The following is a 16,771-nucleotide window of genomic DNA, read 5'->3' as shown; positions in this document are numbered from 1 at the left end:
ACTGTAGGCCCTGGAGGCTTCAGGAAGGCTAGAAAGCGGACCGTCACGCAAAAACAGGCGGAAAACGTGTGGGCATGCGGAAGATGGTGAAAACCATGCTAAATCCCACACGTTTTAGCGGTTACCCAATAGGAACACTGGGCGTCGGGGAGCCGACCAACTCCTTATCGTCAGCAGCAAAAACCTCACTTGACCAGCAGTTTTACGAGCGGCGCCCGGAAGTGCTTTCCTGTGACTCAACCTATTATACCAGTCCCGGATTCTTGTCTTTTGGCATTTTCAGAGCTTATCGGAAGCCGGCTTTTCAGGTGGTGGCAGAGAGCCCTGGCCTCGAAACTGCCGGTAGGGTAATTTCGAGGGAAACAAAAGATACAGTTCGCTTTCCCACCGAAATCAGCGAAGAAGGGCGGCGCAAATATTCTGAAAAGAAGAGATCTCCCAAGCATCTAGAGGTCATGAGCGGCGTATTGGAATTGAAGGTGGCAGCTTAGATGACAGTTGGAACCGGTAAGGCTAGGGCGCTCGTCAAGGCCACGCCCCTCGTCGTCCTGGATGTCGCGGCGACGGTGGTGGCCTACGTGGCGGCCGCGTGGAGCACGGGCACGCTCGGCACCGTGCTGGACGCGGGCGGCTTCGCGCAGACGGTCGCGCTGGCGGTGCTCGTCAACGTCGTCGTGTTCGCGCTCGGGCAGATGTACAACTCGCTGTGGGAGTACGCGAGTGTCGACGAGCTGGCGCGCGTCGCCCTGGTGGCCCTCGCGGCCTCGGCGGCCGCCGACGTCGTCGCGGCTCTGTCCACGGGGAGGGTCATGCCCCCGCAGGTCTACTTCGTTGCGTGGCTCATCCTCACGGCCGTGTGCGGGGCGAGCCGCTTCGCCATCCGCCTGTACTCGGGTCGCAAGGGCTGGTCGGTGCTCGGCGTGAGCGAGAAGAGCGGGCTTCCCCGCTCCCTCGTCGTCGGCGCGGGAGAAACCGGCTCGCTCACCGTGAAGCGCATGCTGGCGGGCAACCCCGACATGCCCGGCTTCCCTGTCGCGCTCGTCGACGACGAACCCTCCAAAGTCGGGAGGTATATCCACGGCGTGAAGGTCCTGGGCACGTGCGACGACATCCCGTCCGTCTGCGCATCCGACCGGGTGGACCAGATCGTGCTGGCCGTGCCGAGCGCCACCAAGGCGCAGCGCGACCGCATCTACGAGCTGTGCATCCAGACGGGCGTGCGCACGCTCACCCTGCCACTGATCCAGGACATGCCGCGCGACCTCGACGACAGGATCCCCCTGCGCGAGGTCGAGGTGTCCGACCTTCTGGCGCGCGAGGAGAAGGCGCTCGACCTTTGTCAGATGGGCTACGTGGCCGGAAAGCGCGTGCTCGTCACGGGAGGGGGCGGCTCCATCGGCAGCGAGCTGGTGCGCCAGCTGCTGCCCGCCAAGCCGGCGAGCATCGTGCTGTTCGATATATACGAGAACACCACCTACGAGCTGTACCACGAGATCAAGGGACGCTGCGAGAAGGAGGGCATCGGGCTTGAGGTGGAGATCGGCTCCATCACCAACCCGTCGGCGCTCGAGAAGTGCTTCGACGAGCACGCCCCCCAGGTGGTGTTCCACGCGGCGGCTCACAAGCACGTGCCGCTCATGGAAGCCAATGCCCGGGAGGCCGTGGAGAACAACATGTTCGGAACCTTGAACGTGGTGCGCCTCGCCCATGAGCGAAAGTGCGGCCACTTCATCTTGGTCTCGACCGACAAGGCCGTGAACCCTGTCAACGTCATGGGCGCCACCAAGCGAATGTGCGAAATGATCGTGCAGCATTACGCCGCCCGTTCCGAAACGGTGTTCGCCGCCGTGCGCTTCGGCAACGTGCTGGGAAGCCACGGCAGCGTCATCCCGCTGTTCAAGCGGCAGCTCAGGGAAGGCGGCCCCATCACCGTCACGCATCGCGACATCACGCGCTACTTCATGACCATCCCCGAGGCGAGTCGTCTGGTGATCACCGCAGGTGCCATGGCGTGCGGTGGGGAGATCTTCATACTGGACATGGGCGAGCCGGTGCGCATCTGGGATTTGGCGGAGAACCTCGTGCGCCTCTCCGGATTGGAGCCGGGCCGCGACATCGAGATCAGGGAGACGGGCCTGCGTCCCGGTGAGAAGCTTTATGAGGAACTGCTCATGGATGGCGAGCATACTATCCCAACCGACAACGCCGATATCATGGTGTTAACCGGCGATGCCCTCGACGTAGAGACGGTGAAGGCAAAGCTCGAACAGTTGAGCTCTTGTCTGGATAAGAGCAACGACGAGATCAAACGAGTGCTTGCAGAGGCTGTACCCACTTATCACCCTAAACACGAGAACGTAGAGAGGAGCGTCTATCGGTGACTACCAAGATGAAGATCCCCTTTTCTCCACCGGATATCACTGAAGCTGAGATTGCCGAGGTTGCCCAGGCTCTGCGCTCGGGGTGGATTACCACCGGCCCGCGCGTGAAGGAACTTGAGAGGCGGCTGAAGAAATACTTACAGGTTGATGGTTGCTGCTGCCTGAACTCACAGACCGCCTGTGCTGAGATGGCACTGCGTGTTCTGGGCATCGGGCCGGGCGATGAGGTCATAGTGCCGGCCTACACCTACACGGCCACCGCTTCGGTGGTTTGCCACGTAGGCGCGAAGCTCGTACTTATCGACTGCCAGCCGGGCAGCTTCGAAATGGATTACGATGCCGTTGCTGCGGCTATAAACGAGAAAACAAAGGCCATCATTCCTGTTGACTTGGGTGGTGTGCCTTGCGACTACGACCGCATCTTTGCGATTGTGGAGGAGAAGCGCTCCCTGTTCGGGCCTAAGGGGGAAATCCAGGAGGCTTTGGACCGCATAGCTGTCTGCGCCGACACTGCTCACGCGCTGGGCGCGGAATGGCAGGGCCGGATGGTCGGCTCCATTGCTGACTTCAGTTCATTTAGCTTCCATGCAGTGAAGAATTTCACCACTGCCGAGGGTGGTTGTCTTACTTGGCGCACCGTTCCCGGTATTGATGACGAGGAACTCTACCGGAGGCTGCAGCTTCTAAGTTTGCACGGCCAATCCAAGGACGCGCTCGCCAAGACCAAGCTGGGGGCCTGGGAGTATGACGTGGTCGGTCCCTGGTACAAGTGCAACATGACCGATGTCATGGCCGCCATCGGTCTGGCGCAGCTCGACCGATATCCGGCCATGCTCGAGCGCCGCCGCGAGATCATCGGGCGCTACGACGAGGCTTTCAAGTCGCTCGATATCGAGTCTCTGCCGCACTACGCGGAAGGCTACTCGTCATCAGGGCACCTCTACATATGTCACGCCTTCGGCATCGGCGAAAAGCAGAGGAGCGCCCTCATCGAGGGCATGGCCGAGCGCGGCGTCGCCTGCAACGTGCACTACAAGCCTCTGCCCATGATGACGGCCTACAAGGAGTTTGGTTTCGATATAGCAGACTTCCCAAACGCCTACGCTCAGTTTGCCAACGAGGTGACGCTGCCATTGCACACTTGTCTGACCGACGAGCAGGTTGGCTATATCATCGAATCATTTGTGGATGTTATAGCAGCGATCAAGGGGGTTTGATTTATGCTCTTGCTGATTGGTGCAGCTAGTTTTATTGGCGTTCATACTGCCCATGAATTGATCGACAATGGATGTGATCTGATAGTTGCAGGTAGAAACGGAAAATTCAAGAATCATTACAGTCGACTTGGCGTTGGGTACATTGATTTTGACCTGAGCAGATCCGAAGATATTGATAAGCTTCCGACAGAGAGCGTTGACGGAGTAATCGTTACAGCTGGAATGCTGCCCGCCAATTCATGTGCAGACTTAAACTCGAGTGATAACGCCGCCGACTATTTCGAGTTGAACGTCATCTCGACTATTCGTTTACTGGAGTATTGCCGCGCGAACGGAATCAGTCGCCTCCTCCAATTCTCTTCTTATGCCGACACGATCAACTCTTGGAGCGCAAATCGGGCGTTGACGGAGGATGAGCCCAGGAGCTACAGGTTCACAGGTGATCACGCCGTGTACGTTTTCTCAAAGAACGCCATGGTCGATGTGATGGAGTACTACAATCAGCAGCACGGAATGAAGAACATCGTTTTTCGACTTCCTCCTGTACTGGGGGTTGGTCCTCACGGGTCGCTGATGGTGAACGGCACGTTGAGGAAGTCCGGCCTGCAGATTTTCATGGAAAAGGCCCGAAGTGGCGATACTATAACCGTTTTTGGAGACAAAAACCTTTCTCGCGATGTCGTGTATGTGAAGGACGTCGCTAGGGCGGTGCGCATGGCTATGGGGAGCGCGGGCGCTTCCGGGCTATATAACATGACGGCGGGCCGTGGGGTAACCCTGCAAGAGCAGGCTGAAGTGATCGCAAGGGTTTTCGCCTCTTCTCCTGACAGGATTTCGAGAATAGAGTACGACCCAAGTGTCGAGAACAACGCGCCTTCATTCCTTTTTTGCATGGACAAGGCGAGGAGGGATTTCGGATACGAACCCTATTTCACTGACTTCTCCCTGCTGATGTCCGACTTCAAAAAGGATATAGATCTTGAGCTCTACCGCGATCTGTTCAATTACTAGGTCTCTAGATGGATGTAAATAAGCCGAGCTTTCTCTATAACAGAGTGATCAAACGTGGAATTGATTTCCTCGTTTCGTTGCTTGCCCTGCCGTTGGTTTTCCTGGTGGTGGTCGTCTCAGCTGTTGCGATCAAACTCGACGATGGTGGTCCCGTGTTTTACAAGGCGAGGAGAATTGGTTTTAACGGACGAATATTTGATATGTACAAGATTCGCTCGATGAGGGTTAATGCGCCGGACGTACGTCTTGCGGACGGGTCGACCTACAACTCGGCGGACGATGACCGGGTGACTAAGTTTGGCGGGTTCGCGAGGAAAACGAGTCTTGATGAGATCCCTCAACTGCTCAACGTCCTGAAAGGCGATATGGCCTTGATAGGCCCCCGCCCAGACTCGGCGTTCTACTTAGATCATTACACCCCCGAGGAGCGTGTCATACTGACCGTCCGGCCGGGCATATCGGGATACAACCAGGCCGTCAACAGGAACTCTGTTGGCACCAAGGAAAAGCTGGCAAACGACATTTTGTACGTAGAGAACATATCGTTTTCCTTCGATGTCAAGATTATTGCTTGGACTGTAAAGACGGTCCTTGCCTCAAGAAATGTCTATAGGAGCGAGGAGTAGGATGGGCAACAGGAAGATTATGATCCTTGGGGCGAGTATTCTGCAGCTTCCTGCCATTGAGAAAGCACTAGAGATGGGGCTCAGCGTCGTTGCCGTGGATATGAACCCCAATGCGATTGGTTTTGCTGTCGACGGAATAGAACGCGAGGTGATCAGTACCGTTGACATAGAGACCGTGCTCGAGAGCGCGAGGAGTCACGACATCGACGGGATAATGACACTCGCGAGTGACATGCCTACGAGGACCGTCGCCGCTGTCGCTAGCGAGCTGGGTCTGCCTGGGGTCTCCAGGGAGACGGCATATAGGTCGACTGATAAGGCAGCTATGAGGAGGTGCTTTGCGGAGTACGGGGTACCTGTTCCGAGATTTAGATCGTGCGACAGCCTGGAAGAATGTCTCACGTCCTTCGATGCCCTCGGGGGCGATGCGATCATCAAGCCCGTGGACTCCGCGGGAAGTCGGGGGGTCTCCCTTGTAAGGGAAGGTGATTCCGAAGGGGCTAAGGAGGCATTCGGATACGCCGTGGCCAACGGGCGATCTGGTCAGGTTATCGTAGAGGATTACATGGTAGGGCCAGAAGTCAGTGTAGAGACGTTAAGTGTAGATGGGGTGTGCAACGTCATCCAGATAACGGACAAGCTTACGACGGGAGCCCCCCATTTTGTGGAGATGGGGCACACGCAGCCTAGCTACCATTCCTTTTCGGTAAAAAGGCAGGTCGTCGAGGTGGCCATCTCGGCTGTCGAGGCCGTTGGCATAGCCAACGGGCCGTCTCACACGGAGATCAAGATCACTCCTGATGGACCGAAGGTGGTCGAGATAGGGGCTCGTCTCGGCGGGGACTGCATAAATAGCCATCTTGTTCCCCTTTCAACAGGGGTGGATATGGTGGAGAACTGCATAAGAATTGCGCTCGGTGAGACACCGCGCTTGAATATGGGCATTTCAGGTGGGTCTGCCATCAGGTACGTAGAGTGCGATCACGGCATAATCGAATCGATCAATGGGGTTGACTATGCAAAAAGTGTCCCTGGGGTATATGCCGTGGGTTTTCAGAAGGGCATCGGAGATGCCGTTGGGGAGATCGGAAACAGTGTTGATAGGGTTGGATTTGTAATCGGCTATGGAGACTCTCGTCAAGACGCTGTCGATGCCTGCGAGAAGGCTCTGTCCATGATAGAGGTCAAGGTGTCTCGGGGATGAAGATTCTGAAGATGCCTGCATATTGTGACCCCGAGCAGTATTCGAGTCTTCACCTGAATCACGATCTTGACGAGGGGTTTGCCAAGGCGGGGTTCGACACGCTGAAGATCGCTCCTCAGCCGACGCGCGGTGTCGACGAGGAGACGTGGAGAAAGTACACTTCCGTCAGTAGCGAGACGATGCTTGACGGGCACGTAGTAGTCGAGAGATTCCCGATGTGTCGAGAGGGTAGAAACCCAGTCAAGCGCGCGATGAGGTATCTTTTCGTCAACATCAAGCAGGAGATTAGGGCAAAAAAGATTCAAGATGCCGACGTAATCTTCGCGAGCAGTACACCACCTATCCAAGGCTTAATGTGCGCGAGGGTGAAGAAGGCTCTCGGAGTTCCGATGGTCTATAACCTGCAGGACATATTCCCGGACTCCCTGGTAAATGCCGGAATGACAAAAGAGGGTTCCCTGATATGGCGAATCGGCAGGAGGATCGAGAACAAGACCTATAGGAATGCGGATAGGATCATCGTCATTAGCGAGTCGTTCAAGTGTAACATCATGGCGAAGGGAGTACCTGAGTCAAAAATAGACGTCGTGCCAAACTGGATCGATTCATCAGATGTCTTTCCGGTTCCTCGGGATGAGAACAAGTTGTTTGAACGTCTGGATGTTGACACTGGCTGTTTTTACGTATGTTATAGCGGAAATATCGGACATTCCCAAGATTTCGACTTACTGCTGGATGCGGCTAAGATTCTTCGATCGGAGATTCCCGATCTTCGCTTCGTTATCTTTGGCGATGGAGTGGCAAAGAGGAAGCTGGTGGCGAGGATCGAGGAGGAGTCTCTGAGTAACGTCCTCTGTTTTCCGTTCCAATCCTACGAGGACATCCCTGAGGTGTTCAGTTTCGGGGACGTTGGACTTGTCATATCAAAAAGCGGTATCGGGAGGAGTTCCATTCCGAGCAAGACCTGGAGCATTATGGCAGCTGGAAGGCCAGTGCTTGCTTCGTTTGATCTTGATAGTGAGCTTTGCAGACTTGTCAAAGATGTTCGGTGTGGTGTCTGTAGTGAGGCTGGCAGTATAGGTAGTTTCCTGCGCTCAGTAAGATATCTGTACGAGGATCGTGAGTCGTCAGTGCGGATGGGAGAAGCTGGACGTGCCTACATCATAGAAGAGCTGAGCAAAGAGAAGTGCGTCGGCGCATATGTCGATTCCGTTCTCCGCACAATCGAAGGCTTCAGGAAGACACCGTCTGATTGTTGAGGTTCCGAAAATCGTTGCCAACAAGCTTTTGTTTTGTGAATTTGAAAATGAAGAAGGACGGTCAATGAGAAAGATCCACTTGGTGCTGCTCTCAGGGGGAAGTGGCACGCGCTTGTGGCCGCTCTCGAATGGGTCACGCTCCAAGCAGTTCCTCAAGGTGCTGCGCGACGAGAGGGGCAGGCACGTTTCCATGGTGCAGCGGGTGTTCTCTCAGATCGAGCGGGTGACTGCAGAACTGGATGTGACCATAGCCACCTGCGAGGCGCAAAAGGAGTCTATTGAGCGACAGATCGAGGGCGGCTACTCTCTCGTACTCGAGCCCGAGCGGCGTGACACGGCACCTGCCATCATGCTCGCTTGTGCGCACCTGGCTATGAAGCAGGGGGCTGGCCTCGGCGACACCGTGGTCGTCATGCCAATCGACGCCTTCGCCGACCAGGCCTACTACGACCGCGTCCTGCTACTCGACGAAGCTGTGCGATCGGGTGCGGCGAAGCTGGTGCTGTTGGGCGTGGAGCCCACCTATCCCTCCGAGAAGTACGGCTATATCGTGCCCGCCTCCCGCGAGGGGGATGCGTGGCCCGTCGGACGCTTCACGGAGAAGCCGGACAAGCAGCAGGCCGCCGAGCTTATCTCCCAAGGCGCCCTCTGGAACTGCGGCGTGTTCGCGTTTCGGCTGGGCTACCTGACGGGCATAACCAGCAAGTACGCCGACGCGGAGGGCTACGAGGAGCTCCGCTCCCGCTACGCTGAGTTGCCCAAGATTAGCTTTGACTACGAGGTGGTGGAAAAGGCGTCCTCGGTCGCCGTTGTGCCCTATGCGGGCATGTGGAAGGACTTGGGCACTTGGAACACGCTCTGTGAGGAGATGGCTGAGGAGGCATCGGGTCGCACGGTGGGTGTTGAAACCTGTGAGAACTCGCATGTGGTGAACGAACTAGGAATGCCGCTTGTTGCACTCGGACTGCACGATGCGGTTGTCGTTGCCACGCCTGATGGCATCCTCGTGGCTGACAAAGATCAGAGCAGCTACATGAAGCCGTATGTAGAACAGGTCGCCGAGTCTCGCCCTATGTGTGAGCGGCGTCGTTGGGGAACCTACCGCGTTATCGACTCGAGTGTCCATCCTGACGGGGCGAAGTCTCTCACCAAAGAGCTTGTCATTGAGGAGGGTTGCCAGCTTAGCTACCAGCGCCACGAGCACCGCTCCGAAATGTGGACGGTGGTGTCGGGCTTCGGCGAGGTGGTGCTCGATGGTCTCTCACAGCAGGTACGTGCCGGCTCGGTCATATCCATACACCCCGGCCAGCTGCATGCGGCACGCGCCCTTGAGGAGCTGCATGTCATCGAGGTGCAGGTGGGAGACGTCCTGGTTGAGGAGGACATCGAACGCTTCGGGAACTATTGGCAAGAGCAGGAAGGACCCGCATCGGCATGAAGAAAGCCTTGATAACAGGCGTGACCGGCCAGGATGGCAGCTACCTCGCGGAGCTGCTGCTCGAGAAGGGCTACGAGGTGCACGGAATGATCCGCCGCTCCTCGGTTGACTTCCGCGAGAGGATAGCGCATTTGGAGGGGTTACCTAACTTCCACCTGTGCTACGGTGATCTTAACGACTCCATGAGCCTCGTGAACGCCATAGGTTCCATTCGCCCCGACGAGCTCTACAACCTGGCGGCTCAGTCCCATGTCCAGGTCTCCTTCGACGTGCCGGAGTACTCCGCCGAAGCGGATGCGGTCGGGGTCTTGCGTGTGCTTGAAGCAGTGCGCCTCACGGGGCAGGCGAAGTCCTGTCGCGTCTACCAGGCCTCCACAAGCGAGCTCTACGGCAAGGTCGAGGAGGTTCCTCAAAGCGAGAGCACCCCGTTCCATCCCTACAGCCCCTACGCAGTGGCAAAGCAGTACGGCTTCTGGATCGTTAAGGAGTATCGCGAGGCCTACGGCATGTACGCTTGCAGCGGGATACTCTTCAATCACGAGAGCGAGAGACGTGGCGAGACTTTCGTCACCCGCAAGATCACACTGGCGGCCGCGCGCATAGCCCAGGGCAAACAAGACAAGCTGTACTTGGGCAATCTTGACTCTCTGCGCGACTGGGGCTACGCCAAAGATTACGTGGAGTGTATGTGGCTCATCCTGCAGCAATCCGAACCTGATGACTTCGTCATCGCCACGGGTGTGCAGCACTCGGTGCGCGAATTCTGCATGCTGGCGTTCCATCATGTTGGCATCGAGCTTGAGTGGCAAGGGGCTGGTGTTGATGAGAAGGGTGTCGACAGGGCGACGGGCAGGGTGCTCGTGGAGGTGAGCCCCGACTTCTACCGCCCGACCGACGTTGTGAACCTGCTCGGCGACCCGACCAAGGCTCGTGAGAGACTCGGCTGGAACTCGCAGTCCACTAGCTTCGAGCAGCTGGTGGAGTTGATGGTAAAACACGACATGGCCAAGGTGGCCGTGGAGCGTGAGAGCGAGCATGTGAGCGAGAATCTCGCCGAGTACTTAGAAAAGGGTGTGGTGAGGTAGATAACCATGGAGAAGAATGCCAAGATATACGTCGCAGGACACCGTGGCATGGTGGGCAGCGCTATCGTGCGCCAGCTTGAAAAAGAAGGTTATTCTAGCATCATCACGCGTACCCATGCTGATCTTGACCTCATACGTCAAGATCAGGTGGAGCGCTTCTTTGAGGTGGAGCGCCCTGAATATGTGTTCCTAGCGGCTGCCAAGGTGGGCGGCATCGTTGCCAACAGCAACGCTCTTGCGGATTTCATGTACGAAAACATAACGCTCGAGATGAACGTCATTCATTCCGCATGGAAGAATAACTGTAAGAAGCTCTTATTCTTAGGTTCGAGCTGTATCTACCCGCGCATGGCGCCACAGCCGATGCCGGAGTCCTGCCTGCTCACAAGTGCGCTTGAGCCCACTAACGAGGCCTACGCACTCGCCAAGATATCGGGCCTGAAGTACTGTGAGTATCTCAACCGTCAATACGGTACCGACTACATATCAGTTATGCCCACCAACCTCTATGGTCCCAACGACAACTACCACCCCGAGCACTCCCATGTGCTGCCGGCGCTCATCCGCCGTTTCCATGAAGCGAAGCAGGTAGGGGCTGAGTCGGTGACCTGCTGGGGTGATGGCACGCCTCTGCGCGAGTTCCTCTACGTGGACGACCTGGCCGACGCCTGCGTGTTCCTGATGAACAGCTACTCGGGCAACGAGACCGTGAACCTCGGCACCGGCAGGGAGCTCACGATTAAGGAGCTCGCAGAGCTGGTAGCTGAAATCGTGGGCTACGAGGGAAAGATAGAGTGGGACGCCTCCCGCCCCAACGGCACGCCGCGCAAGCTCCTCGACGTGGGTAAGCTCACATCGCTGGGCTGGCGCTACAAGACGGAGCTCGAGGACGGCGTTCGCCTGGCTTACACGGATTTCCTCGGCAACCCCGTGAGGGCTGAGAGGTAACTTCTTTCTCAGGACAGAGGGTGGTGGAGTGATAAGAAAAAAGGCCTTTCCGAAAATCGTGTTGCCGTTAGGCCAAACAGTGTAGCGGTGAATACGAGTTCTTTATTGTAGCCGTAAATCATGATTTGAATGAGACGGAGGGATTTCTTAAACAATCCAGTGAGGGCTGAACGATAAACATGAATAGATATCTTCAAGTAGTTATGCACAAGATTGGTTGTCTTTTTGGAAAGAGCAGCTTTAGCTCTAATGCATTCGATTCGACGATTGATAAAACAGCTGTATTGCGCCAGAACGTGCGTTTTTATGGAAGCAGCCTTGGCAGATACAGTTATATTTGTAGAGATTCGTTGATTCAGCATACAAACATTGGTTCCTTCTGTTCCATATCCGAGGGTTGTGTAATTGGATTGCCGTCCCATCCAACAACATTTTTGTCTTCTTCTCCAGTATTTCTTTCTGGGGGTAATTATCTGAAGAAGCACTTTGCAAATGCTCCATATGACGATTGCGAAACAACGTGCATCGGAAGCGATGTTTGGATTGGCTGCAATGTTCTTGTTAAGAGTGGTGTGTCCATCGGTGATGGAGCAGTAATCGGAGCAGGGAGCATTGTGACAAAGGATATTCCAGCGTTTTCGATTGCTGTTGGGGTACCGGCAAAGGTTATTGGGATGAGGTTTGAAGATGAAGTTGTTGAGTTGATAAAGAAAATTGCATGGTGGAATTGGCCAGATGAGCGGTTGGTGGAAAACGGGGCATTATTCACTGGAGAAATTAGGGAGCCGATCGAATGACGAAAATCGTTCACCTTTGTCTGGCTAGTTTTTATGTAGACAATTACTCATATCAAGAGAACCTCCTGCCTAAGTATCATAAAAGGCTTGGGTTTGACGTGGAGATCATTGCCTCCCAGCAAACGTTCAACGAGCAAGGGAAGACAGATTATTTCCCACGCGGTCGTCGTGAATATGTTAACGAGAATGGGATTAAGGTAACAAGGATTGATTACAAGTCGAAGAATCCAAAAACCTGGGCATTTCGTCGATTTGTTGGCTTGTACGATGAGCTTGAGAAAGCTGCTCCCAATGTCTTGTTTATTCATAATGTTCAATTTTTAGACATGGATAAGGTGGTGCGCTATCTAAAGAAGAATCCTTCCGTCCGTGTAATCGCCGACAATCATGCCGACTATTCAAATAGTGCGACAAATTGGATTTCTAAATATGTGCTGCATGGGATCATATGGAAGCGAACCGCTCGGATGATTGAGCCATTTTGTGAGAAATTCTGGGGTGTTTTGCCTGCTCGCGTCGACTTCCTTGTCGAAAACTATGGGCTGCCAAAGAACAAGTGCGACCTGCTTGTGATGGGAGCAGATGATGACGAGGTTAATGCTGTTTTCGCTGATGACTTTCGTTTGAAAAAACGCGAAAGCCTCGGTTATTCAAACGCGGATTTTGTTATTGTGACCGGTGGAAAGATTGATCTCTACAAAAGGCAGACTATTTCATTAATTGATGCTGTCCGGGATATCGGTGGAAATGTCAAATTGCTTGTGTTTGGTCCGATTATTCCTGAATTGGCTGGCGAGGTTTCTTTGAAGATTGACGGAGATCGTGTCACTCATATTCCTTGGGCCAACACAAAAGAGTCATATGAGCTGTTCAGTATCGCTGATCTTGTTGTTTTTCCAGGAAGACATTCGGTTTACTGGGAGCAGGTTGTTGGCATGGGTAAACCTGTCATGGTGAAACGATGGGCAGGAACAGACCATATTGATCTTGGAGGAAATGCTCTATTCTTGGATGACTGTTCCGCAGAAGGATTGCGGAATGCTGTTAAATGCTTGCTCAATGCGCCGCAAAAGCTTAATGGTATGAAACAGGTTGCCGAAATTGAGGGCTTCCGGCAATTTGCATACTCTTCTATAGCTCGCAAGAGCGTCTCTTTTGATTCGAGCAAATAAAGGAAATAAGATTGATAAAGATTGGAATAGTAACAATATGTCTCCTTTTACTGCATGCGAACTATAAGAGAGGCCAGCTCATTTCTGCTGCTTCCGTGTGGGTTGCCTGTTACTTCGTCGTGTTCGTGGTGTGTCCATGCGTCAATGAAGGACCGTATTCAAACGAGCTGCTGATTGACAAGATCGCATTTGCTGGAATTGTTCTCTTTGCCTTCGGCTTGTTGATTGGCCGGCGAGTTTCGATTAGATCAGGGGAGGAGACGGCCAAGAAACTCAGTTGTCTTCAACCTGATTTCGCTTTGTCCGCAATAGGCTTTGGGCTTCTTTTCGTTCTGTCTATCTTGTATATCGCTCGTACGATAGGTATGTCTGGAGTGGCATCTGTTTTGAATGGGTCGTTAACATCAAAGCAGCTTGCATTGGGCGAAGAGGGCGGTGGTACCGCATTGCTGGGATGGATTCAGCAGTTCATGGTTCCATGCGTTTTGGGAATGTGGTTTTCCAGAAACAACAAGAAAGAAAATCGCCTTGCCATATCCTGTCTTGCTTTGTTTTCTTTGGAAATGGCTTTGTTTTCTTTTACAAGAATTTTTTTCATATGCACGCTTCTCGTAGTTGTCATGTATGAAATGAGAAAAAAGTCCGCTAGGAGCCAAGCTTTAATCTCCCTTGCGTTTATTGCTTTAGTGTTGGTTGGTATGACGGCTCTGAATGTTATGAGAAGCAATGGATTGGACGATCTTGACTTGAAGACCGTGCTTGATTTTGACATGATTCTCGAAAGTACTGACTTTCGCTACGCCTACATTTATTTTGATAGGATTTTGGACGTAGATTCTCCCTACATAAGTCCAATTGTGTATCTTCGATTTGTTTTCATTTTCATTCCAAGGTCGATTTGGCCGGATAAGCCGCTGACGCTTAACGTTCAGATGATGCAGTATTACAGGGGAACGAGCGATACTGCTGGTTCAGCTGGTTTCAGCATTTTGGGTGAAGCGTATGGCGTGCTCGGATTTATTGGTTTTTTTGTGTATCCGGTTGTATGGGGCCTGTTGTGTGCGGGCTTCGACAAGGGTTATTTTAAGAGGCTGAATTCGGGCCAGAGCGTGTCGTTTCGGGATTATGCGTTCTTTATGTTCTGCTCTTTTGTATTGATTAGTGCGCACCGAGGCGATTGGGGCACTTATGTAGTAAATATTGTTTGGTGCTACCTTGCTCCGATGTACTTGCTGTGCAAACTAAAAATTGCAAGATCCGAAATAGGCGCGCATTCTGCGCAGCGAGGTTTGGGTTCAGGTGAAAAACGCCAATAGTCTCTTATCGCGCATGGCTTTGCTGAGGTTCAAAATAATGAGAGATTGGGATGACTGGGCCTGCGACTAAAAAACAAATTGCATTTGACATGATGCTAAATATTGCCGCCAGTGCACTGCCGCTATGTGTATTACAGCTAATAGTGCTTCCTCTGATTGCTGCAGAGGTTGAAGGAGACGCTTATGGCCTCATTGTAACCATACTATCTGTCTTCAGCCTCGGACCTGGTGTTTTGGGAACAGTTCTCAATAATATTCGGTTGATATTTGAAGGGCGATATAAAGAAGCAGGATTGTCAGGTGACTTTAATTACCTTTTGATTTTGTTTTCCGTAATTAGCGTTGTGTTTGTAATCGCATCATGTGTTCTGTTGGGCGATACGAATTTTATAACCCTGATCGTTCTTGCGTGTACTTCAATTACGTGGATCGCATCAGGTTACTTCATTGTTGCTTTTAGGATTGCAATTAATTATCGAGCAATTTTGGTATGCAGCATTTTTCAATCGGCGGGTTATTTGCTCGGCATGCTTCTGTTTCGAATTTGCAGGCAATGGGCGTTGATTTATTTTTTTGGGCAGTTGCTCGCGCTTGCATTTATCGTGTCAAAAGGCAAATTGCATAAAGAGCCTATCAAAAAAACCGTTCTCTTCGGACCGGTAACAAAGGAATCCATTGAGCTTGCCTTGTCTCATTTCCTTTCTTGTATGATGACCTATTCTGATCGCATCCTTTTGTTTCCGCTAATAGGCGGCGCAGAAGTAGGTGTGTATTACGTGTCGACGCTTGTCGGAAAAATTGTCTCAATGGCGGTGAATCCGATTAATAGCGTGGTTCTGACCTATTTGGCAAAAAGTACAAAGAAATCAGAAAAATCTTTCTACCTTGCTTTGGGGGTTGGCTTTGTAATCTGCGTTGTTGCGTATGTGGTAATTTTGCTTATTTCCCGTCCAGTGCTTGGGTTTTTATATCCGGGTTTCGTGGAAGAGGCAATGACCTATCTGCCAATTACGACTGGCACCGCATTGGTATTCGTGCTCATATCTATTGCTCAGCCGTTCACTCTAAGGTTTTATTCGATGAAGTGGCAAATGTTGATTAACGGAAGTACCTGTCTTGCGTATGTTGCACTAGGTATGGGTTTGTATGCCCTCTGGGGTCTCATGGGCTTTTGCACAGGCGTTCTCATTGCATACGTAATTCGATTTCTAATCATGCTTTCGATATACAGGTTCAAAAACCCAGATTCTGAAAGCATTAACATTAAATAGGAGAAAGGGATATATTTTGAGCATTGTAGCTGCTGGTAAATGCGCTGCAAGAAGAGCGTTGCGTGCTTATTTGGGCGCTCGAGAGACTGAGACGATAAAAGACGCTTTGAAGAGGCGTGAAATCGAGAGACACAAAAAACGTGACAAGTGTTTTTATGGTGGCGATGATCTTCTGCACGCTTTATCTTCAATAGGAGTTGCACCTGGAGATACGATTATTGTTCATGCTGCCTGGAGGTCGTTTTATAACTACCAAGGGCCTGGTCCAGAAGGTGTGATTTCTGTTCTTCGCGATACCGTAGGAGACGAAGGAACTATCTTAATGCCTTGCTACGGAAAGCAGAAGGGGTATTTGGATGTAAATGAAACGCATTCAATAGCTGGAGTTCTTTCAGAGGTTTTTTGGCACCAGGATGACGTAAGGAGGTCGCTTACGCCTCATTTTTCGATGGCTGGAGTAGGACCGAAAGTCGATTTGTATTTTTCAGAAGAGTTGCTTTGCCAATACGGTTTTGATGACTATGCACCATATTCAAAAGCTATCGACGATGGTGCAAAGGTGCTTTTGCTGGGACTTGGAGAAGATACTGCGAAAATTAGCGCGTTCCATCGATCTGGCTGGCTTTTGAGGGAATGTAAACCTTTTACGTCTGTATGGGACTCTCCTGTTGTGGCAATTTTGGTTGATGAAAGCGGGACTAGGCGCTCGAGGACAATGCTTCCGAAGCGTCCAGGCGTTTGTAACGACGATAGGGTGTTTCGTCGCATCTACAAAAATGTTGAAAAACAGACCGTTAATTTAGGCAGACTCGACTTGGTTGCTTTTGATGCTTCGGAGGCCGTTGAAAAGGCTGTAGCAGCAGGTAATGAGGGTCTGATATTTTACAAAGGAATCTAGTGTCGTTAAACCGATAAAGCAGGTTCTAGGCAAAATGTTAGGTAGTAAACCGCAATAATCAACTCGCCATCAGGCAAAACACTCTTAATTGAACGTATCTTTGACAACTAAAACACCTGTTCAAACCCGATTTTGGGTACAACGACCT

Annotated in this window: 15 protein-coding genes; all 15 read left to right on the top strand. The window is 52.5% G+C overall.

The window, feature by feature from the left end:
- The first annotated feature begins 74 nt into the window (after positions 1–74).
- The 15 genes from G7Y50_RS11360 to G7Y50_RS11290 all read left to right on the top strand — a co-directional run bounded on the left by G7Y50_RS11360 (position 75) and on the right by G7Y50_RS11290 (position 16,623).
- Positions 75–491 carry a hypothetical protein gene (locus G7Y50_RS11360; RefSeq protein WP_165057082.1) on the top strand — a complete coding sequence of 139 codons (417 nt, stop codon included), beginning with the start codon at positions 75–77 and terminating at the stop codon, positions 489–491.
- Positions 492–2,381, top strand: a complete 1,890-nt coding sequence (locus G7Y50_RS11355) for a nucleoside-diphosphate sugar epimerase/dehydratase (protein ID WP_165056684.1) — start codon at positions 492–494, stop codon at positions 2,379–2,381.
- The gene (locus tag G7Y50_RS11350) at positions 2,378–3,598 is read left to right on the top strand and encodes a DegT/DnrJ/EryC1/StrS aminotransferase family protein (protein ID WP_206214849.1); all 1,221 of its coding nucleotides are present in this window, start codon (positions 2,378–2,380) and stop codon (positions 3,596–3,598) included. Before G7Y50_RS11355 ends, G7Y50_RS11350 begins: the two co-directional genes overlap by 4 nt.
- A gap of 3 nt (positions 3,599–3,601) precedes the next feature.
- The gene (locus tag G7Y50_RS11345) at positions 3,602–4,609 is read left to right on the top strand and encodes an NAD(P)-dependent oxidoreductase (RefSeq protein ID WP_165056685.1); all 1,008 of its coding nucleotides are present in this window, start codon (positions 3,602–3,604) and stop codon (positions 4,607–4,609) included.
- 8 nt (positions 4,610–4,617) lie between these two features.
- Positions 4,618–5,235: a sugar transferase gene (locus G7Y50_RS11340; RefSeq protein WP_165056686.1), complete on the top strand. Its 618-nt coding sequence runs from the start codon at positions 4,618–4,620 to the stop codon at positions 5,233–5,235.
- 1 nt (position 5,236) lies between these two features.
- Positions 5,237–6,439, top strand: coding sequence for an ATP-grasp domain-containing protein (locus G7Y50_RS11335; RefSeq protein WP_206214848.1), 1,203 nt, complete (start codon positions 5,237–5,239; stop codon positions 6,437–6,439).
- Entirely contained in the window at positions 6,436–7,698 is a 1,263-nt protein-coding gene (locus G7Y50_RS11330; protein ID WP_165056687.1) for a glycosyltransferase family 4 protein, read from the top strand. Before G7Y50_RS11335 ends, G7Y50_RS11330 begins: the two co-directional genes overlap by 4 nt.
- Positions 7,699–7,762: 64 nt before the next feature.
- Entirely contained in the window at positions 7,763–9,136 is a 1,374-nt protein-coding gene (locus G7Y50_RS11325) for a sugar phosphate nucleotidyltransferase (protein WP_165056688.1), read from the top strand.
- The gene (gmd, locus tag G7Y50_RS11320) at positions 9,133–10,221 is read left to right on the top strand and encodes a GDP-mannose 4,6-dehydratase (protein WP_165056689.1); all 1,089 of its coding nucleotides are present in this window, start codon (positions 9,133–9,135) and stop codon (positions 10,219–10,221) included. Before G7Y50_RS11325 ends, gmd begins: the two co-directional genes overlap by 4 nt.
- 6 nt (positions 10,222–10,227) lie before the next feature.
- Entirely contained in the window at positions 10,228–11,169 is a 942-nt protein-coding gene (locus G7Y50_RS11315) for a GDP-L-fucose synthase (RefSeq protein ID WP_165056690.1), read from the top strand.
- Positions 11,170–11,348: 179 nt separating this feature from the next.
- Complete coding sequence (locus G7Y50_RS11310; RefSeq protein ID WP_165056691.1) at positions 11,349–11,966, top strand: CatB-related O-acetyltransferase; 618 nt, start codon at positions 11,349–11,351, stop codon at positions 11,964–11,966.
- Positions 11,963–13,138 carry a glycosyltransferase family 4 protein gene (locus G7Y50_RS11305; RefSeq protein ID WP_165056692.1) on the top strand — a complete coding sequence of 392 codons (1,176 nt, stop codon included), beginning with the start codon at positions 11,963–11,965 and terminating at the stop codon, positions 13,136–13,138. The genes G7Y50_RS11310 and G7Y50_RS11305 overlap by 4 nt, the downstream gene beginning before the upstream one ends.
- 11 nt (positions 13,139–13,149) lie before the next feature.
- Positions 13,150–14,454 carry an O-antigen polymerase gene (locus G7Y50_RS11300; RefSeq protein ID WP_165056693.1) on the top strand — a complete coding sequence of 435 codons (1,305 nt, stop codon included), beginning with the start codon at positions 13,150–13,152 and terminating at the stop codon, positions 14,452–14,454.
- A 50-nt stretch (positions 14,455–14,504) separates the two neighbouring features.
- Positions 14,505–15,725 (top strand): lipopolysaccharide biosynthesis protein, encoded by a 1,221-nt coding sequence (locus G7Y50_RS11295; RefSeq protein ID WP_165056694.1) that lies wholly within the window; start codon positions 14,505–14,507, stop codon positions 15,723–15,725.
- Positions 15,726–15,741: 16 nt separating this feature from the next.
- Entirely contained in the window at positions 15,742–16,623 is an 882-nt protein-coding gene (locus G7Y50_RS11290; protein ID WP_165056695.1) for an AAC(3) family N-acetyltransferase, read from the top strand.
- Positions 16,624–16,771 lie beyond the last annotated feature (148 nt).

Origin of the sequence: Adlercreutzia sp. ZJ176 (assembly GCF_011038975.1) — a bacterium.
Classification (GTDB): Bacteria; Actinomycetota; Coriobacteriia; order Coriobacteriales; family Eggerthellaceae; genus CAAEEV01.
This window is presented reverse-complemented; position numbering and strand designations above follow the sequence as displayed.